The organism is Streptomyces sp. CNH189 (assembly GCF_000527195.1).
The window spans coordinates 69,955-88,253 of record NZ_AZUS01000029.1 but is presented as its reverse complement, the minus strand read 5'-3'; the positions used below and the strand labels follow the sequence as shown (position 1 = coordinate 88,253).

The following is an 18,299-nucleotide window of genomic DNA, read 5'->3' as shown; positions in this document are numbered from 1 at the left end:
GGAGTTGACGTTCCGGTTCGTCTCCAACGTGGACGGCGCGGATCTGCACGAGGCGATCCGCGACCTGGACCCGGCGGAGACGCTGTTCATCGTGGCGTCGAAGACGTTCACCACGATCGAGACGGTCACCAACGCCACCTCGGCCCGCAGTTGGCTGCTGGNGGGNCTCGGCGGTGACGAGAAGGCGGTGGCGCGGCACTTCGTCGCCCTGTCGACGAACGCCGAGAAGGTCGCCGGGTTCGGCATCGACACGGCGAACATGTTCGAGTTCTGGGACTGGGTCGGCGGNCGCTACTCGTACGACTCNGCGATCGGCCTGTCGCTGATGATCGCGATCGGCCCGGACCGGTTCCGCGAGATGCTCGACGGGTTCCGGATCGTCGACGANCACTTCCGCACCGCCCCNCCGGAGGNCAACGNNCCNCTGNTNNTNGGNCTGTTGGGGNTCTGGTACAACAACTTCCACGACGCGCAGTCGCACGCGGTGCTGCCGTACTCGCACTACCTGTCGAAGTTCACCGCCTACCTCCAGCAGCTCGACATGGAGTCCAACGGCAAGTCGGTGGACCGCCAGGGCCGGCCCGTCGGCTGGCAGACGGGTCCGGTGGTGTGGGGCACGCCCGGCACCAACGGGCAGCACGCCTACTATCAGTTGATCCACCAGGGCACCAAGCTGATCCCCGCCGACCTGATCGGCTTCGTCCGTCCGGTCGCCGAGCTCAGCGACGGACTCAAGGCACAGCACGACCTGCTGATGGCCAACCTGTTCGCCCAGGGACAGGCGCTCGCGTTCGGCAAGACCGCCGAGGAGGTGCGGGCCGAGGGCGTGCCCGAGGAGCAGGTACCGCACCGCACCTTCCGGGGCAACCACCCCACCACCACGATCCTGGCGACCGAGCTGACCCCCTCGGTGCTGGGCCAGCTGATCGCGCTGTACGAGCACAAGGTGTTCGTGCAGGGCGCCGTGTGGAACATCGACTCCTTCGACCAATGGGGCGTCGAACTCGGCAAGGTGCTCGCCAAGCGCGTCGAACCCGCCCTCAGCGAGGGCGCCGACGTCCCCGGCCTCGATCCGTCCACGGCCGCGCTGGTGGCCGCCTACCGCGAACGCAGGAAGTGAACTGACATGCAAATCGGTCTTGTTGGTCTGGGCAAGATGGGCGGCAACATGCGCGAGCGGCTGCGCCGCGCGGGCCACACCGTCGTCGGGTTCGACGCCAACCCCGACGTGTCCGACGTACCCCACCTGTCCGACCTGGTGGACCAGCTCGAAGGGCCGCGCGCGGTCTGGGTGATGGTTCCCGCGGGCGGCCCCACCCAGGACGTCATCGACCGGCTGGCGAGCCTCCTCAAGCACGACGACGTCGTGGTGAACGGCGGCAACTCCCGCTGGACCGACGACGAGAAGCACGCCAAGGAGCTGGCCGCCCGGGGCATCGGCTTCGTCGACGCCGGTGTCTCCGGCGGCGTCTGGGGTCTGGAGCACGGCTACGCCCTCATGGTGGGCGGCGAGAAGGAGTACGTGGAGCGGCTCGAGCCGATCTTCGAGGCCCTCAAGCCGGACGGCCCGTACGGCTACGTCCACGCGGGCAAGGTCGGCGCCGGGCACTTCGCGAAGATGGTCCACAACGGCATCGAGTACGCCATGATGCAGGCCTACGCCGAGGGCTGGGAGCTGCTGGAGAAGGTCCAGTCGGTGGACAACGTCCGGGAGGTCTTCCGCTCCTGGCAGGACGGGACCGTCATCCGCTCCTGGCTGCTCGACCTGGCGGTCAACGCCCTCGACGACGACGAGCACCTCCAGCGGCTGCGCGGCTACGCGCAGGACTCCGGCGAGGGCCGCTGGACGGTGGAGGCGGCCATCGACAACGCCGTGCCGCTGCCCGCGATCACCGCGTCGCTGTTCGCGCGGTTCGCCTCCCGCCAGGAGGACTCGCCGCAGATGAAGATGGTCGCGGCGCTGCGCAACCAGTTCGGCGGCCACGCCGTCGAGTCGACGAAGAAGGCGTAGGCCCCATGGGGGATCTGCTGCTCGCCCGGCACGGTGAGACGGAGTGGAGCAGGTCGGGCCGCCACACCGGCGGCACCGACCTGCCGCTGACTCCGGCCGGTGAGGCCCAGGCCAGGTCGCTGGCGCCGCTGCTCGCGGACCGGTCCTTCGCCCTGGTCCTCACCAGCCCGCTGGCCCGCGCCCGCCGCACCGCCGAGCTGGCGGGCCTCACCGGCGCCGTGCCGGAGCCGGACCTGCGCGAATGGGACTACGGCGGGTACGAGGGCGTGACCACCGCGGACATCCACACCACCCGGCCCGGCTGGGACCTGTGGACCGACGGGGTGCCGCCCGGCCGGGAGTTCCCCGGCGAGTCCCCGGAACAGGTCGGTGCCCGCGCCGACCGGGTGCTGGCCCGGGTGGCCGGCGCCCTGGAGGAGGGGGACGTGATGCTGGTCGCCCACGGCCATCTGCTGCGGGTCCTCACGGCCCGCCGCCTGGGCCTGCCCCCGGCCGACGGGCGCCTCTTCCGCCTGGAGACGGGCACCCTGAGCCGGCTGTCCCTGGAGCACGGCTCCCCGGTCGTCGCGGAGTGGAACACCCGGCCGCCGGAGCCGGCACAGGGGTGAACGCGGGAGTGCCGCAAGGGTGACCGGAGAGTGCCATCCCCTTGCCCGGGCGCGTCACGCCGGCCACGGACGGCCGGTGTGACGCGCCTTTCGCGTGTCCGGACACCTGTTCCCCGCGCCCCGCTGCGACGGAGCGTCGGGCGCCGATCAGGAATCGAGAAGCACGGGCGGGGGTCGCCCGCCTAGTCTGTCGGTGGCGCGTGACGCCCGGGGCGGGGATGCCGGTCGGGCGGGCTGTGGACCGCAGCGGTGAGCGCGCCGCCACAAGCCGACCGGACGCACCCGCAGGGCCGGTCGGACGGAGCCGGGGAACGCCGGCGGGACCCGCGACGGCGGTTCCGCCCGACGGATGGAGAACCACGACCATGGTCACGAGCACGGGCCCGCAGGGCGGACAACACATCGCCGACAGTCACGACCTGATCCGCGTGCACGGGGCGCGCGAGAACAACCTCAAGGACGTCAGCGTCGAGCTGCCCAAGCGCCGCCTGACCGTGTTCACCGGTGTGTCCGGCTCGGGCAAGAGCTCGCTGGTCTTCGACACCATCGCCGCCGAGTCGCAGCGGATGATCAACGAGACGTACAGCGCCTTCCTCCAGGGGTTCATGCCGACGCTGGCGCGTCCCGAGGTCGACGTGCTGGAGGGCCTGACCACCGCGATCACCGTCGACCAGCAGCGGATGGGGTCCGACCCGCGGTCAACGGTCGGCACCGCCACCGACGCCAACGCGATGCTGCGCATCCTCTTCAGCCGCCTGGGCAAGCCCTACTTCGGCCCGCCCGGCGCGTTCTCCTTCAACGTCGCCTCGGTGCAGGCGAGCGGCGGATTCACCGTCGACCGCGGCGCCGAGAAGACCAAGACCGAGAAGGTGACGTTCTCCCGCACCGGCGGCATGTGCACCCGCTGCGAGGGCCGCGGCACGGTCTCCGACATCGACCTCACCCAGCTCTACGACGACTCGAAGTCGCTGTCGCAGGACCCGTTCACCATCCCCACCTACACCGGCGGCGGCTGGGTGGTGCGGGTCATCGCCGAGTCCGGATTCTTCGACCCGGACAAGCCGATCCGCGAGTACACCAAGAAGGAACGCCAGGACTTCCTGTACCGCGAACCCACCAAGGTGAAGGTCGGCGGGGCCAACCTCACTTACGAGGGCCTGATCCCCAAGCTGCAGAAGTCGATGCTGAGCAAGGACCGCGAGGCGATGCAGCCGCACATCCGGGCCTTCGTGGACCGTGCGGTCACCTTCACCACCTGCCCCGAGTGCGACGGCACCCGGCTCACCGCGGGCGCCCGGTCCTCGAAGATCCAGGGCATCAGCATCGCCGACGCCTGTTCCATGGAGATCAGGGACCTCGCCGAGTGGGTCCGTGGCGTCGACGAGCCGTCCGTGGCCCCGCTGCTGACCGCGCTGCAGCACACCCTCGACTCGTTCGTGGAGATCGGCCTCGGCTATCTCTCCCTCGACCGGGCGTCGGGCACCCTGTCGGGCGGTGAGGCGCAGCGCGTCAAGATGATCCGCCACCTGGGCTCCTCGCTGACCGACGTCACGTACGTCTTCGACGAGCCCACGATCGGCCTGCACCCGCACGACATCCAGCGGATGAACAACCTGCTGCTGCGGCTGCGCGACAAGGGCAACACGGTGCTGGTGGTCGAGCACAAGCCGGAGGCGATCGCCATCGCCGACCACGTCGTCGACCTCGGTCCCGGCGCCGGAACCGAGGGCGGCACCGTCTGCTTCGAAGGCACCGTCGAAGGGCTTCGGGCCAGCGGCACCATCACCGGCCGCCACCTCGACGACCGCGCCTCGGTCAAGGACACGGTCCGCACCCCCACCGGCACCCTCCCGATCCGCGGCGCCACGGCGAACAACCTGCGGGACGTCGACGTCGACATCCCGCTCGGTGTCCTCACCGTCGTCACCGGCGTGGCCGGCTCAGGCAAGAGCTCCCTGGTGCACGGGTCGGTCCCCTCCGACCAGGGGGTGGTCGCGGTCGACCAGACGCCGATCCGCGGCTCCCGGCGCAGCAACCCGGCGACCTACACGGGGCTGCTCGAACCGATCCGGAAGGCGTTCGCCAAGGTCAACGGCGTGAAGCCGGCGCTGTTCAGCGCCAACTCCGAGGGCGCCTGCCCCACCTGCAACGGCGCCGGGGTCGTCTTCACCGACCTGGGCATGATGGCCGGTGTCTCGACCACCTGCGAGGAGTGCGGCGGCAAGCGGTTCGACGCGTCGGTGCTCGAGTACCGTTTCGGCGGCCGCGACATCAGCGAGGTGCTCGGGATGTCGGTGACCGAGGCGGAGGAGTTCCTCCGGGAGGGCGAGGCGCGGCTGCCGGCCGCGCACAAGATCGTGCAGCGGATGGCGGACGTCGGTCTTGGCTACCTCACCCTCGGCCAGCCGCTCACCACCCTGTCCGGCGGTGAGCGGCAGCGCCTGAAGCTGGCCACCCACATGGGCGACAAGGGCGGCGTCTACGTGCTGGACGAACCGACCACCGGTCTGCACCTCGCCGACGTCCAGCAGCTGCTCGGGCTGCTGGACCGCCTCGTCGACTCCGGCAAGTCGGTGATCGTGATCGAGCACCACCAGGCGGTCATGGCGCACGCCGACTGGATCATCGACCTGGGCCCCGGCGCCGGCCACGACGGCGGACGGATCGTCTTCGAGGGCACCCCGGCCGACCTGGTCGCCGCCCGCTCCACACTCACCGGTGAGCATCTGGCGCAGTACGTCGGCGCCTGACGCCCGTAGGGCGCCCTGCACGGCGCCGGGCCGGCGCCGGGGTGTTCGCCAGGCCCCGGCGCCGGGGTCGCTCCGTCACGAACCGGCGCCGGGGTCACCCCGGCGGGCCCCGGCACCGGGGTGCTCGGCTAGGCCTCGGCGGCGCGGCGTGGGATGCCGTACGCCCGTTCGACGCGTAGCCGCAGCACCAGCCGGCGGTCGCGGACCATGGCCGCCCGGTACTCCTCCCAGTCCCCGTGCTCGCCGCTGATGTCCCGGTAGAGCCGGATCAGCTCCTCCACCGTCTCGTCGTACGGCTGCCCGGCGACCGGCGTCAGGTCCGCGGTGCCCTCCGCCACGGTGTACGCCCACCGGTCGGCAGTGGTCACGTGGTACGAGGCCCGCGGGTCGCGCCGCAGGTTGCGGGTCTTGGCCCGGTCCTCGGTGAGGGAGACGCGGATGACCCGCTCGTCGGGGTAGTAGGCGTGCATGACGTTGGACAGCTGGGGCCGTCCGTCGCGTTTCAGCGTGACGAGCACTCCGCCGTGGGCCTCGGAGAGCAGGGCGAGCAGTGCGTTCTGTTCTGCGTCCTGGGTCATGCTTCGATCAACGGCCCGCACCGGGCCGGCGTTCCCCGGAGGTGTGCGATGGCGGTGTTGCGGCAGGAGGCCGACCCCGGCGAGGCGGGGCTGGACGCGAAGGCCCTGGAGCGGCTGGACCGGGAGCTCGCCCGCCGGGCCGACGCGGGGGAACTTCCCGGGTTCCTGGTGGCCGTCGCCCGCGCGGGGCGTGTCGCGCACCTGACGACGTACGGGGCACGGGACCTGGCGGCCGGTCTGCCGGTGGAGCCCGACACGCTGTGGCGGATCTACTCCATGACCAAGCCGGTCACCACCGTCGGCGCGCTGATGCTGGTGGAGGACGGGCTGCTGTCCCTGGACGACGAGGTGGGCCGCCACCTCCCGGCGTTCGCGGAGCCGCGCGTGTACGTGGACGGCTCGGGTGACCGGGTACGGACGCGGCCGGCGTCCGGCCCGCTGCTCGTGCGGCACCTGATGACGCACACCGCCGGGCTGACGTTCGCCTTCTACCACGCCCATCCGGTCGACGCCCTCTACCGCGCGGCCGGTCTCGAGTCGTCGGTGGCGCCGGGCACGGACCTCGCGGGCACGACGGACGTGTACGCGGGCCTGCCGCTGTTGTTCGACCCGGGCACGCGGTGGAACTACTCGGTCGCCACCAACGTCCTCGGCCGCATCGTCGAGGTCGTCTCCGGCAGCCCCCTCGACGTCTTCCTCGCCGAGCGCGTGTTCCGGCCGCTCGGGATGACGGACGCCGGGTTCGAGGTGACCGACACCCAGGCGCAGCGGCTCGCGGAGCTGTACGGCGAGACGGACGACGGGGGCATCGAGCCGGTCCCCGGAACGCCCCTGCGGGGCCGCCCCCGCTTCCTGTCCGGCAGCGGCGGCATGGTGGCCTCCGCCCACGACATGCACCGCTTCATGGAAATGCTGCGCCGGCACGGCGAACTCGACGGCACACGGCTGCTCCGCCCCGAGACGGTGCGCCTGATGACCCGCAACCACCTCCCGGGCGGCGCCGATCTGCGCTCCGCCGGCGTCCCGCCGCACGACGACCCCGGCAACGAGGGCGTCGGGTTCGGCCTCGGCGTCTCCGTCGTCGTCGACCCCTCCCGCACCCGGGAGCCGTCCGGCCTGGGCAGCTACGGCTGGAGCGGGGTGGCCACCACCACCTTCTGGGTCGACCCCGGCCGCGACCTGACCGTGCAGTTCTACACGCAGGTGCGGCCCAGGTCCTCCCACACCGTCTACCGCGACCTCAAACGGCTGGTGCACGAGGCACTCACCGACTGACCTCCCGCGGCGACGTCCCGCCTCCCGGCCGGGCGTCAGGACAGGTGCGCGACCGCGTCCAGGTGCGGCAGGTGGTGGTCGAGGCGCTCCCGCTTGGTGCGCAGGTAGGTAATGTTGCTCTCGCACGGCTGGATCAGCAGCGGAACCTGCTCGTCGACCTCCACGCCGTGCCGGACGAGCGCCTCACGCTTGCGCGGATTGTTGGACATCAGCCGCACCGACCGCACGCCCAGGTCCTTCAGCATCCCGGCGGCGACGGCGTAGTCGCGGGCGTCGACGGGCAGCCCGAGCGCCAGGTTCGCCTCGACCGTGTCCAGCCCCTCCGCCTGCAGCGCCATCGCGCGCAGTTTGGCGAGCAGACCGATACCGCGTCCCTCATGACCCCTCAAGTAGACGACCACGCCCGCCCCTTCGGCGACGACCGCGCGCAGCGCCGCCGCCAGCTGGTCGCCGCACTCGCAGTGCTGGGACCCGAAGGCGTCGCCGGTGAGGCACTCCGAGTGCAGCCGGGTGAGCACCCGGTCCGCGCCGAGGTCGCCGTACACCAGGGCGACTTGTTCGTCACCGCGGTCGTGGTCCAGGTAACCGATCGCCTGGAACTTCCCGTACACGGTGGGCAGCGGCGCATTCACGACGCGTTCCACACCGGTCCGCCGCTGAGGCTGCTTGCCGAGTACGCCTACTTTTTCTGTCATGATTCTCGAGTTCCTAAGCAGAGACGAAAGGCCGTGACGGATATGGGTGGTTCACGCGAGCGGTCGGCGGCATACGGCCCGGTGCACGGTCTGTTGCCGGCGGACACTACAGAGGATGTACGGACGCGGGGAGCCGATGTCTCACGTCAGATCGCGGTACTTCCGGTCGGCAGTTTCGAACAGCACGGTCCCTTCCTGCCGTTGGCGACGGACACACTGGTCGCCTGCGCGATCGCGCGCGCCGTCGCGGACGCCTACCCCGTGCACCTCCTTCCCCCGGTGACGATTTCCTGCTCGCACGAGCACGCGGCCTGGCCGGGCACCGTGTCCATCTCCTCCGTGACGCTGCACGCGGTGGTCCGGGACATCGCCGACTCGCTGCGCCGCTCCGGCGTCGACACCCTGGTCCTGGTCAACGGGCACGGCGGCAACTACGTGCTGAGCAACGTCGTCCAGGAGTCCTCCGCGCGCGGTGAGCGGATGGCGCTGTTCCCGGCGCCCGAGGACTGGGAAACGGCGAGGGAGCGGGCCGGTGTCGTCACGTCGCTGCTGACCGACATGCACGCGGGCGAAATCGAGACGTCCATTCTTCTCCACACTTCTCCCGAGGTTCTCCGGCCCGGACACGAGACGTCGGACCATGTTTCGGACGACCGGCGTCATCTGCTCACCACCGGAATGTCCGCCTATACGGATTCCGGTGTCATCGGACGGCCTTCGCTGGGAACGACGGAAAAGGGCAGGGAACTCCTGGCGAGTCTCGCGGATTCCTTCGACGCGTATTTCTCGCTCCTGACCTCCGGCAGCTGACGGGGTATCCGGAGGACCGGCCCCGGCCCGTACGTCGTGCGCGTGCCGGCCGGAAGGTCCGTCGTGCGCGGGCGGGACCGCGTGCCGGCCGGAGCTTCCGGTGCGACGGGCGCGGAGTCCCGCGCACGGTCCCGGCTCCCGACGTACCACCGGGCCACCAGCACCACCGCCCCCGGCAGGCTCGCCACCAGACTGAGCACCCCGTACACCACGGCGACCGTCAGCCCCCGCCCCGCACCCAGCCCCGCCGCCCCGAACGCCCACGCGGCCACGCCCTCCCGCGGGCCCCAACCGCCCACGTTCAGCGGCACACTCATCGCCAGCAGCGCCAGCAGGGCGAGCGGCAGCAGCTTCGCCACCGACGCTCCCACTCCGGTGACGTCGGCGGCGAGGACGAACATGGCGACGTAACCGGCGAGGACGACCACCGACGAGACCAGGACACCCGGCCCGGCGGCCCGGGACAACAGCCCCTGCCGCGCCTCGGCGAGCATCCCGCGCACGGCCGTCGGTCTCCGCCCGGACGGCGCCCGGTTCATGCGCAGGGCCAGCACCACCGCGCAGGCCCCCAACAGCCCGAGGCCGGCCAGTGGGGCCGCGTGCCGTACCTGGTCGCGGACCGGGGAGGGCATGGTCATCAGGATCACTCCCCCGGCGGCGAACAGCGCGACCTGTCCGGCGGTGCGCTCCAGCACCACCGCCCGTACGCCCCGTCCGAGGTCGCCGGCGTCCTTGCCGTGCCGCACCGCCCGGTGGACGTCGCCCAGGACACCGCCGGGCAGCGCAGCGTTGAGGAACAGCGCCCGGTAGTAGTCCGCGACGGCCGCGCCGAGCGGCAGCCGGATGCCGATCCCGCGCGCCACCAGCGCCCAGCGCCAGGCACTGAACGCCGTGGTCACCAACCCGATGCCGAGGGCGGCGGCCAGCGTCGGCCCGTCGATGCGCCGCAGCCCGTCCAGGAAGGCGCCGGTGCCGAGCCGCCAGAACAACACGCCGAGGATGACCACCCCGGCGAGGGTGCACAGCCGGGTGCGCACGGCGGGGCCGCCGAGCCGTCGGAGCGGGCGGCGGGCGCCGCCCTCGTCCGCCGGGGAGGACACCCCATCCGCCGGGGAGGACACCTCCGTGTCCGTCTCGGCCGCCTCCGCCGTGTCCGTGCTCATGCGGAGCCGTCCACCGGGCGGCTGAGGGCGAGCAGGTCGGTGTGGTGGACGACCACCCGCAGCTCCCCCGCCGCGCAGGCGGCGAGCCGTTCGGCCAGGTAGGCGTCGGCGCGCCGAGCCAGGTCCGGCCGCTCCTCCACCGCCGCCCCGACCCAGCCCCGCAGCCACTGCTCGGTCAGCGCGACCCGCTCCGGGCCGAGTCGCCACGGGCTGGGGTTCAGCCGTACGGTCGCGCCGTGCTCGGAGAATGCCTCCGCGGCGACGGTCACGGCGTCCGGCCCGAGCAGTCCGCCCCGGCGCTGATGGGCGTTGAACGCCTCGGTGATCTCCTCGTCCATCGGGTGCGGCGCGGTCAGTTCCACGCGTCCGGCCACCGACAGGGTCAGCAGGGCCGGGCAGCCGGCTCCCGCGCAGGCCGCGGCCAGGGCGCCGACCTCCTCGTGGGTGAGGACGTCGAGCAGCGCGGAGGCCGTCACCAGGGAGGCGCCGGCCAGCGCGTCCGAGGTGAGCCGGGCGACGTCGCCGCGCCGGGTCTCGACGGTGACATGGCTGCCGTCGGCGGCGGAGCGCGGGGAGGCGACGGCGGCGAAGTGCAGCAGGTAGGGGTCCCGGTCGTGCAGCACCCAGTGCTGGGTGCCGTCGAGGCGGGGCGCGAGCCAGCGGCCCATGGAGCCGGTGCCGCAGCCGATGTCGTGGACGACGAGGCCGCCGCCGGCCCGCCCGGGGAGGTTGGCGAGCCGGATGCGCAGCGGGTCGAGCAGCTCGTAGGAGCGGGCGTCGGCGTCGGCCGGTTCACGCAACTGGAGCCATTCGGGGGCGTAGCGGGGCGGCTCGTCCTCGCCGGTGTCCCGCAGCCGTACGGTGGCCCGCTCACCGGGGCGGGGCGCGGCGGGTCCGGCGCCGGGGATGACCGTGGAGCCGTCCGTGCCGCTCTCGGGTGCCATGTCGTCCCTCGCTGGTCCGGGCGCCGCGTCGCTGACGTCCCGGGGTCCGGGCTGGGCGGGGATCGCCGCGGCGGGCTGGGTGGTGGTCGCCGGCTTCGTCATGCCGCCCTCCCGGATGCGGTGGGGAGCCGGCGCAGGACTCCCGCCAGGCTCTGCGCGGTGCTCGCCCAGCCGCCGAGCGCGGCCCGCCGGCCGCGGGCGGCCGCCCTCAGCCGGCGCCGTACGTCCGCCTCCTCGAACCAGCCGCGCAGTTCGGCGGCGATCGCGGCGGGGTTCTCCGGCGGGACGAGAATGCCGGGCACCCCGCCGTCGGGGGCGCGGCCGACGGCCTCGGGCAGTCCTCCGACGTCGGTCGCCAGCACCGGGATGCCCCGGGCCAGGGCCTCGGTGACGGCCATGCCGTAGGTCTCGGCGTAGGAGGTGAGGACCATCAGGTCGGCGGCGGCGTAGCTGGCGTCGAGTGCGGCTCCGGACTGCGGCCCGGTCAGTTCCAGCCGGTCCTCGAGGCCGTGTTCGCGGATGAGGCCGCGCAGGTGGGCGACGTACTCGGGGTCGTGCCCGAGGCCGCCGACCAGGGAGCACGTCCACGGCAGGTCGGTCACCGTCGCCAGCGCCTCCACCAGCCGGTGCTGGCCCTTGCGTGGAGTCACCGCGGCGACGCACACCAGGTGCGACATGCCGTCGGTGCCGGGCGCGAGGGGCGCGATGTCGGCGCCGGGTGCGGCGACGTGGACCCGCTCGGGGGCCAGTCCGTGGTGGGCCACGAGCCGGCGCACCGCCCAGTCGCTGGTGGCGATCACGGCGGGCACGGCCCGCAGCACCGCGCGTTCCCGGGCGTCGAGTCCGGCGGCGACGGCCGGGTCCAGGCCGGTCTCGTCACCGAGCGGCAGGTGGACGAGCACGGCCATGTGCAGTCGTCCCTCCTCCGCCTCGGGGACGATGATCTCGGGTACCCCGCAGGCGACCAGCCCGTCGAGCAGGACGACCGCGCCGTCGGGCAGTTCCCGCAGGGTGCGGGCGAGTTCCGCGCGGGCGGTGGCGTCCGGGCGGGGCCAGTCGCCGGCCACGGGGTGCCGGTGCGCCTGCCAGCCGAAGCCGGGCAGGTCCAGGCACACGCGCCGGTCGTAGGCGTTGCCGCCGCTCGGGGCGGACGGGTCGTCGACCCCGCCCGGCATCACGAAGTGCACGGAGCGCAGGGACATGGGGATGATCCCGCCGTTCCTCCGGAAGGACGCCTGCACGGGCACGTAGTCCAGGCGGCCGGTGCCGCCGCGGCCCGCCGTCCTGGGGGGCGTGTCGCGCGTCCTGTCGGTCGTCGTCTCGGTCGTGTCGATGGTCGTGTCGGTCACAGCGCACGCTCGTAACTCGCCCAGGCGATGTGCGACTCGTGCAGCGTGACGGCGATCCCCGCGATGCCCTTGGCGCCTTCGCCCAGCGCTCCCTTGTGGATGCGCTCGGCGAGCCGGTCGGCGATGACCTTGGCCAGGTACTCCGTGGACGTGTTGACCCCGGCGAAGTCGGGTTCGTTGTCCAGGTTGCGGTAGTTCAGTTCGCCGACGACGGCCCCGAGTTCCTGTGTGGCCAGGCCGATGTCGACGACGATGTTGTCCTCGTCCAGCTGTTCGCGCCGGAAGGTGGCGTCCACGAGGAACGTGGCCCCGTGCAGGCGCTGGGCCGGTCCGAAGACCTCGCCGTGGAAGCTGTGGGCGATCATGATGTGATCGCGGACGGTGATGCTGAACAACGGACGACCCTCCAGGTGCGGCGCGTCTGTTCCCCGCCGGTCTGGGAGGCGGGGATGTCGAGTAGTACGGCTGGCTTCCTTCCCGTGTTCACCGTCGGTCGCGTCTTTTCTCAGGTCAGGCGTGTACGCCGTGGTCCGGGTCGTCGTAGCGCACCCGGTGGCACAGCGCGGGGATGTCGCCGGAGGCGAGGCGGGGCATCACATCGGGCAGTTCCTCGAAGGGCGACTCGCCGGTGACGAGGGCGTCGAGGGCGGGGTCGGTGAGCAGGTCGAGGGCGAGGGCGAGCCGGTCCCCGTAACCGCGGTGGGCGCGGGCCGGGGAGACCGTGCCGACCTGGCTGCCCCGGACGGTCAGCCGCCGGGAGTGGAACGCCTCGCCGAGCGGGACGCTCACCTTCCGGTCGCCGTACCAGCTGAGTTCGACGACGGTGCCTTCGGGGCGGAGCAGTTCCAGGGCCCGGCCGAGTCCCTGTTCGGTGGCGCTGGCGTGCACCACCAGGTCGCACTCACCGTCCGCGTCGGCGGGCAGGGCGAAGTCCACGCCGAGGGCCTCGGCGGTCTTCGCCCGCGCGGGGTCGGCGTCGACCAGCTGGACCCGCACGCCGGGGAAGCGGGCGAGCAGGGCGGCCACCGAGCTGCCGACCATCCCGCCGCCGACGACTGCGATCCGGTCACCGAGCAGGGGTGCCGCGTCCCAGAGGGCGTTGACAGCGGTCTCCACGGTGCCGGCGAGCACCGCCCGCCCGGCGGGCACCCCCTCGGGCACGGGGGTCACGGCCGCCGCCGGCACGACGTACCGCGTCTGGTGCGGGTAGAGGCAGAACACCGTCCGGCCGGTGAGCGCCTCGGGCCCCTCCTCCACCACGCCGACGCTGAGGTAGCCGTACTTCACGGGTCCCGGGAAGTCGCCCTCCTGGAACGGTGCCCGCATCGCGGTGTGCTGACTCTCCGGCACGCCTCCGCGGAACACGAGTGTCTCGGTGCCCCGGCTCACTCCCGAGTAGAGGGCGCGTACCACCACTTCGTCCGCGCCGGGTTCCGGCAGCTGCACCTCGCGGATCTCCCCCCGGCCAGGTGAGCCGAGCCAGAACGCACGTGCGGTGCGGTTCATCGAAGTCCTCCTGAACGATCGGGATCCTGCGCGCGTACCGAGTGGTGCACAGGCCGCGCACAAGGTAGCGGCGTTGATCGACTCTGTCACACGGCCGGAGGGTGTTCGGTGGCCCTGAACAACACTTACGACGCGAGGCTCGTACAGCAGGAGACCGCCCTGGGGGCGGGCGTGCAGATCCTGTTGCTGGCCCTGATCGGTACCGCGATCGGCATGGGCCCCGCGGGCTGGCTCACGGGCCTCGCGTTCGCGATCGCCACCTGGGCGGTGCTGTCCCGGGCCCTGTACCGGGCCGGGTCGCGCTCCTTCGGGGCGGCGAACCGGGTCACCCTCGGCCGGGCCACCCTCGTCGGCGGGGTGACCGCGCTGGTCGCCGACTCGTTCCAGGACTCACCCCCCGTCTCCCTGTTCGTCGGCCTGACCGCCGTGGCCCTGATCCTCGACGGTGTCGACGGCAAGGTCGCCCGCAGGACCGGCACCTCGACCGCGCTGGGCGCCCGCTTCGACATGGAGGTGGACGCCTTCCTGATCCTGGTGCTGAGTGTGTACGTGTCGATGGCGATGGGCCCATGGGTGCTGCTGATCGGCGCGATGCGCTACCTGTTCGTCGCCGCCGCCCGCGTGTGGCCCTGGCTGACCGCCCAGCTCCCGCCGAGCACGGCCCGCAAGACGGTGGCCGCGCTGCAGGGTGTGCTGCTGCTGGTCGCGGCCTCCGCCCTGCTCCCGCACGCGGCCAACGTGGGGATCGTGGTGCTGGCCCTCGGTCTGCTGGTGTGGTCGTTCGGCCGTGACGTGCTGTGGCTGTACCGGACCTCCCGCACGCGGAGGGTCCCGTCGGCAGGGCGCGCGCCGCGACCGGAGCTCGTGACGAGCTGACGTCTCCGAAGGGGCACCGCCCCGCCGGAGTCACCGAACCGGCGTGCGCCAAGGGCGAGTGGCGTTCGTACCACAGCGCCCCAGCCCCTACTCGATCCCCGTGGCGTCGAGCAGCCGCACCAGGTCCTTGCGTCCGTACCCGAGCAGTCTCGACCGGTGCGCGGCCATCAGCACCAGATGCGCCACCACCTCGGCCGCGTAGCCGTTCTTGGTGCCGGCGTCGAACCACTCGCCGGGTTTCTCTACCCCCAGGCTGTTCATCACCACCCCGTGGTCGCGGCGGACCTCCGCGACGGTGCCGGCGACGGCGTCAAGCAGCGTCTTCCCCGGCCGCTCGCACTCCAGGGCGAAGTGCCCGTGGTCCGCTGGCACGCACCCCTCGGGCGGCCGCTCCCTCAGCCCCGCGTACGGCTCCTCCTCGACACCGCAGCCCAGGTCCTCCTCGTGCACCAGACAGAAGCGATGGTGTCCCGGCGTGACCGGGGGCGGCGCAGGCGTGTACTCCCACCCGGCGTCCTCGTACAGCTGCCGTTTCACCTCCTCCTCTTCGGCGTGGGTCACGGTGAAGCCGTTGGCGTCGTTGCGCCCGGTGGTCGTGCCGTCGGCGTTGCGGTGGAAGTGCAGTCCCATGAGGTGCTCCCTCGTCGCTGGTGGGAGGCGCGGGCCGTGGCCCTCGTCCTCCCTCTCGGCCGGGGACGACCGCCGTCCCCGTCACCAGCTCGAACGGCCCGCACGACCGCCGCGTGCCCGCTTCGCCCGTTATCACCTGATCGCGTGAAACAGGCAGCGGCGGGAACTCTTCCGCGGGCTCCCACCTGCGGTTGTTAGGCTCCGCGGGTGAGGATTCCGGGACCCGAAGAGATCCGCGCGCTGCACGAGAAGCACGCGCCGACGGCCGAGGCGTTCGCCTCCGTCCACCGCCACTGCGAGGTCGTCTGGAGCGTCGCCGAGCAGCTGCTGACCTCGCCGCACCTCGCCCACGTCGACGCCGAACTCGTCCGGGCGGGCTGCCTCCTGCACGACATCGGCGTCTACCGTCTCTACGGCGAGGACGGCCGGCTGGACCACAAGAACTACATCCGGCACGGCCTGCTCGGCCAGGAGATCCTCGAGGGCGAGGGCTTCCCGGAGACCCTGTGCCGCTTCTGCTCGCACCACACCGGGGTCGGACTCACCCGGCACGACGTCGAGAGCCAGGGCCTCCCCGTCCCGCCCGCCGACTACCTGGCGGAGACGGCGGAGGAGCGCCTGGTGATGTACGCGGACAAGTTCCACTCCAAGTCGCGGCCGTCGCGGTTCCTCTCCGCCGACGCCTACGCCGCCCACGTCCGTCGCTTCGGCGAGGACAAGGTGACCGCGTTCGAGGCCCTGCGCGCGGAGTTCGGCGATCCGGACCTCGCCCGCCTGACGCCCTGCGCGGAGGTGCCGCCCGCGTGACAGCGGCGGACGGTCCGGCCGCCCGTAGGTGACCGAAGCGCGAGAGTTCGAACCGCCCGCCGCTCACTCCTCCGGCAGGTGGGCGTCCGGCGCGTCCGGCCGGTGGTCGGGGAGGTTGGAGCGGGTGGACGCCTCGTGCCGTACCCGCAGGAACTCCAGGTACCGCTCGTACTGGTCGAGGCTGTCGGCGATGAGCTGCTCCTTGGTGTAGCCCATCACGTCGTAGTCCTGGTTGCCCTCGGCGAGCCGGACCTCGAACCGTACATAGGTGTCGGCCCCGCCGACCGAACGCGTCGCGAACGCGGGGGTGGGCATCTCGACGGGCCAGACCTCGTAGACGAACTCGTCGCCCTCGCCGACCGGGACGCGCAGGCCGACGTGGGTGAGGCCGTTCTCCTCGACGGTCCCTTCCAGCACCTCCGCCTCCGCTCCCTGCTGCTGCAGCTCGTGCGCCACCTCCTGGAACGCGGGGCGGCACACCTGGTCGACGAAGCGCACGGCCGCCCGCCGGCCCGGGAACGACATCGCCCGCGCCAGCCGGTGCCGCCAGTTCGGCGCCCCCGGCAGACCGTGCTGCGCCGTGCGCCCGGAGAGCGATCCGGGCAGCGTGGTGACACGGGCCTCGACCTTCATCCGTTCGGTCCTCAGGGCGAGATAGAGCCCCGCCATGATCAAGAACATGACGAAGGAGAAGGGCAGGCCCATGATGATGGTGGCGTTGGTGAGGGCCTGCACACCGCCCACGATGAGCATCGCCAGCGTGAGCAGACCGGTCGCCACCGCCCAGAAGATGCGCAGGTACGTGGGCGCGTCGGTCATCGGAGTGGGCAGGTCCGCGCTGAGGTTGCCCATCACCAGGGCGCCGGAGTCGGCGGAGGTGACGTACAGCAGCAGGCCGACGAACGTGGCGAGTCCGGCGCTGAACATGAAGCCGGGGAACTGCTCCAGCAGGTTGTAGAAACCCTGCTCGGGGACGTTCATCGCGGTCTCGCCGAACTCCTTGTTGCCGTCGCGCACCAGGAACAGGGCGCTGTTCCCGAAGATCGCCAGGAAGAGCCCGGTGAAGAGGAAGGGGATGACCAGCGTCGCGGCCACGAACTCGCGCAGGGTGCGACCTCGGGAGATACGCGCCAGGAACAGGCCGACGAACGGCGCCCAGGCGACCCACCACGCCCAGAAGAACAGCGTCCACGCGTCGAGCCACTCGGTGGGCTGGTCGTAGGCGAAGGTGTTCAGGGTCATCGACGGGAAGCCGCTGACGTAGTCACCGACGTTCTGGACGATGGCGTTGAGCAGTCGGAACGGGTGGCCCACGACGAGGATGTAGAACATCAGCAGGGCGGCGAGCAGGATGTTGAGCTGCGACAGCCGGCGGATGCCCTTGTCCACGCCGGACACCGCGGACACGGTGGCCATGCCCACCGCGATGACGATGAGGGCGATCTGCGCGGTGAGCCCTTCAGGGATGCCGAACAGCGCCTTCAGGCCGTAGTTGAGCTGCACCACGCCGATGCCGAGCGTCACGCCGATGCCGAACACGGTGCCGATGATGGCGGCGAGGTCGACGGTGTCACCGATCCGCCCGTGGATGCGGCGGCCGATGATCGGGTAGAGGGCGGAGCGGATGGCGAGCGGCAGCCGGTAGCGGAACGAGAAGTAGCCGAGGGCCATGCCCATCAGCGCGTACATGCCCCAGCCGGTGATGCCGTAGTGGAAGAGCGTCCACACGACCGCCTGCCGGGCTGCCGCCAGCGTCTCCGGGTCGCCCTCCGGCGGCGCGAGGTAGTGACTGACGGGACCGGAGACCGAGAAGAACATCAGGTCGATGCCGATGCCCGCGGCGAACAGCATCGAACCCCAGGTGAAGAGGCCGTAGTCGGGCTTGGAGTGCTTGGGGCCCAGCTTGATGGTGCCGTACTTGGACGCGGCGATGAAGATGACGAACAGCAGGTAGAGGGTCGCGGCGAGGAAGTAGTACCAGCCGAACCAGTGCGAGATCTTGCCGACCACCACACCGATGGCGTCCTCCGCGCCCGTCGGGGTGATGATCGCCCACAGGGAGATCGCCAGGACGAAGAGGGCCGCCCCGAAGAAGACCACGGGCTTGACCCGCACCGGGCCCGCGGGCTCGTCCTCCGCCGGCACCTCGTCCGGCGTTCCGGGACCCTTCTCACCAACCGTCGACACGTCACTTTCCTCCTCGGCCTCGGCTGCCGTCCGCCGCTCCGGCTGTCCGGTCCACGGCGTGGGTGCCCGGAACGCGCCCGGTCGCCGACGCGCGTATACCCGGAAGGCCC

The 18,299-nt window shown here is 71.9% G+C and carries 16 protein-coding genes and 1 pseudogene; 8 read left to right on the top strand and 9 right to left on the bottom strand.

The genetic code is table 11. The features are described from left to right. The 4 genes from pgi to B100_RS0130875 all read left to right on the top strand — a co-directional run. Positions 1-1,120, top strand: a 1,120-nt coding sequence (gene pgi / locus B100_RS0130890) for a glucose-6-phosphate isomerase (protein WP_024888242.1), incomplete at its 5' end; no start/stop codon positions are given. A 6-nt stretch (positions 1,121-1,126) separates the two neighbouring features. Further along, positions 1,127-2,011 carry a phosphogluconate dehydrogenase (NAD(+)-dependent, decarboxylating) gene (gene gnd, locus B100_RS0130885; protein ID WP_024888241.1) on the top strand — a complete coding sequence of 295 codons (885 nt, stop codon included), beginning with the start codon at positions 1,127-1,129 and terminating at the stop codon, positions 2,009-2,011. Positions 2,012-2,016: 5 nt separating this feature from the next. Beyond that, positions 2,017-2,619 (top strand): histidine phosphatase family protein, encoded by a 603-nt coding sequence (locus tag B100_RS0130880; RefSeq protein WP_024888240.1) that lies wholly within the window; start codon positions 2,017-2,019, stop codon positions 2,617-2,619. Positions 2,620-2,984: 365 nt separating this feature from the next. Beyond that, positions 2,985-5,369, top strand: coding sequence for an excinuclease ABC subunit UvrA (locus B100_RS0130875; protein ID WP_024888239.1), 2,385 nt, complete (start codon positions 2,985-2,987; stop codon positions 5,367-5,369). A 128-nt stretch (positions 5,370-5,497) separates the two neighbouring features. On the opposite strand, the gene B100_RS0130870 is transcribed toward B100_RS0130875, so the two are convergent. Then, positions 5,498-5,947, bottom strand: coding sequence for a PPOX class F420-dependent oxidoreductase (locus B100_RS0130870; RefSeq protein ID WP_024888238.1), 450 nt, complete (start codon positions 5,945-5,947; stop codon positions 5,498-5,500). Between the two features lie 48 nt (positions 5,948-5,995). Between B100_RS0130870 and B100_RS0130865 the strand changes: the two genes are divergently transcribed. Continuing rightward, entirely contained in the window at positions 5,996-7,222 is a 1,227-nt protein-coding gene (locus tag B100_RS0130865) for a serine hydrolase domain-containing protein (RefSeq protein ID WP_024888237.1), read from the top strand. 35 nt (positions 7,223-7,257) lie between these two features. On the opposite strand, the gene ribA is transcribed toward B100_RS0130865, so the two are convergent. Beyond that, on the bottom strand, positions 7,258-7,917 hold the full coding sequence (gene ribA, locus B100_RS0130860) for a GTP cyclohydrolase II (protein ID WP_024888236.1): 660 nt from the start codon (positions 7,915-7,917) through the stop codon (positions 7,258-7,260). 42 nt (positions 7,918-7,959) lie between these two features. Here ribA and B100_RS36045 point away from each other — a divergent pair. Next, a pseudogene (locus B100_RS36045) lies at positions 7,960-8,718 on the top strand (creatininase family protein); the annotation flags it as partial. Here B100_RS36045 and B100_RS0130845 read toward each other — a convergent pair. The 5 genes from B100_RS0130845 to B100_RS0130825 form a co-directional block, all read right to left on the bottom strand. Then, positions 8,604-9,890: a lysylphosphatidylglycerol synthase transmembrane domain-containing protein gene (locus tag B100_RS0130845; protein ID WP_024888235.1), complete on the bottom strand. Its 1,287-nt coding sequence runs from the start codon at positions 9,888-9,890 to the stop codon at positions 8,604-8,606. The pseudogene B100_RS36045 and the gene B100_RS0130845 sit on opposite strands and share 115 nt — an antisense overlap. Further along, positions 9,887-10,834 carry a class I SAM-dependent methyltransferase gene (locus B100_RS0130840; RefSeq protein WP_486585744.1) on the bottom strand — a complete coding sequence of 316 codons (948 nt, stop codon included), beginning with the start codon at positions 10,832-10,834 and terminating at the stop codon, positions 9,887-9,889. The genes B100_RS0130845 and B100_RS0130840 overlap by 4 nt, the downstream gene beginning before the upstream one ends. Before the next feature lie 98 nt (positions 10,835-10,932). Beyond that, positions 10,933-12,183 carry a glycosyltransferase family 4 protein gene (locus B100_RS0130835; RefSeq protein ID WP_024888233.1) on the bottom strand — a complete coding sequence of 417 codons (1,251 nt, stop codon included), beginning with the start codon at positions 12,181-12,183 and terminating at the stop codon, positions 10,933-10,935. Beyond that, complete coding sequence (locus B100_RS0130830) at positions 12,180-12,578, bottom strand: 6-pyruvoyl trahydropterin synthase family protein (protein ID WP_024888232.1); 399 nt, start codon at positions 12,576-12,578, stop codon at positions 12,180-12,182. Before B100_RS0130830 ends, B100_RS0130835 begins: the two co-directional genes overlap by 4 nt. 115 nt (positions 12,579-12,693) lie before the next feature. Next, the gene (locus tag B100_RS0130825) at positions 12,694-13,689 is read right to left on the bottom strand and encodes a zinc-dependent alcohol dehydrogenase (protein ID WP_024888231.1); all 996 of its coding nucleotides are present in this window, start codon (positions 13,687-13,689) and stop codon (positions 12,694-12,696) included. Positions 13,690-13,797: 108 nt separating this feature from the next. Here B100_RS0130825 and B100_RS0130820 point away from each other — a divergent pair, with 108 nt between their 5' ends. Then, positions 13,798-14,565, top strand: a complete 768-nt coding sequence (locus tag B100_RS0130820) for a CDP-alcohol phosphatidyltransferase family protein (RefSeq protein ID WP_024888230.1) — start codon at positions 13,798-13,800, stop codon at positions 14,563-14,565. Positions 14,566-14,652: 87 nt separating this feature from the next. Here the strand turns inward: B100_RS0130820 and B100_RS0130815 are convergent, their stop codons facing one another. Further along, the gene (locus B100_RS0130815) at positions 14,653-15,195 is read right to left on the bottom strand and encodes a hypothetical protein (RefSeq protein WP_024888229.1); all 543 of its coding nucleotides are present in this window, start codon (positions 15,193-15,195) and stop codon (positions 14,653-14,655) included. A 207-nt stretch (positions 15,196-15,402) separates the two neighbouring features. Between B100_RS0130815 and B100_RS0130810 the strand changes: the two genes are divergently transcribed. Beyond that, positions 15,403-16,002, top strand: a complete 600-nt coding sequence (locus B100_RS0130810; protein ID WP_024888228.1) for an HD domain-containing protein — start codon at positions 15,403-15,405, stop codon at positions 16,000-16,002. Between the two features lie 63 nt (positions 16,003-16,065). Here the strand turns inward: B100_RS0130810 and betT are convergent, their stop codons facing one another. Beyond that, positions 16,066-18,189, bottom strand: coding sequence for a choline BCCT transporter BetT (gene betT / locus B100_RS0130805; RefSeq protein WP_024888227.1), 2,124 nt, complete (start codon positions 18,187-18,189; stop codon positions 16,066-16,068). Between the last annotated feature and the right edge of the window lie 110 nt (positions 18,190-18,299).

Coding starts and splice junctions, on each gene's coding strand:
- B100_RS0130840 (WP_486585744.1), bottom strand. CDS start 10,834: ATGGCACCCGAGAGCGGCACGGACGGCTCCACGGTCATCCCCGGCGCC.
- B100_RS0130870 (WP_024888238.1), bottom strand. CDS start 5,947: ATGACCCAGGACGCAGAACAGAACGCACTGCTCGCCCTGCTCTCCGAG.
- B100_RS0130865 (WP_024888237.1), top strand. CDS start 5,996: ATGGCGGTGTTGCGGCAGGAGGCCGACCCCGGCGAGGCGGGGCTGGAC.
- B100_RS0130815 (WP_024888229.1), bottom strand. CDS start 15,195: ATGGGACTGCACTTCCACCGCAACGCCGACGGCACGACCACCGGGCGC.
- B100_RS0130880 (WP_024888240.1), top strand. CDS start 2,017: ATGGGGGATCTGCTGCTCGCCCGGCACGGTGAGACGGAGTGGAGCAGG.
- B100_RS0130875 (WP_024888239.1), top strand. CDS start 2,985: ATGGTCACGAGCACGGGCCCGCAGGGCGGACAACACATCGCCGACAGT.
- B100_RS0130845 (WP_024888235.1), bottom strand. CDS start 9,890: ATGAGCACGGACACGGCGGAGGCGGCCGAGACGGACACGGAGGTGTCC.
- ribA (WP_024888236.1), bottom strand. CDS start 7,917: ATGACAGAAAAAGTAGGCGTACTCGGCAAGCAGCCTCAGCGGCGGACC.
- gnd (WP_024888241.1), top strand. CDS start 1,127: ATGCAAATCGGTCTTGTTGGTCTGGGCAAGATGGGCGGCAACATGCGC.
- B100_RS0130825 (WP_024888231.1), bottom strand. CDS start 13,689: ATGAACCGCACCGCACGTGCGTTCTGGCTCGGCTCACCTGGCCGGGGG.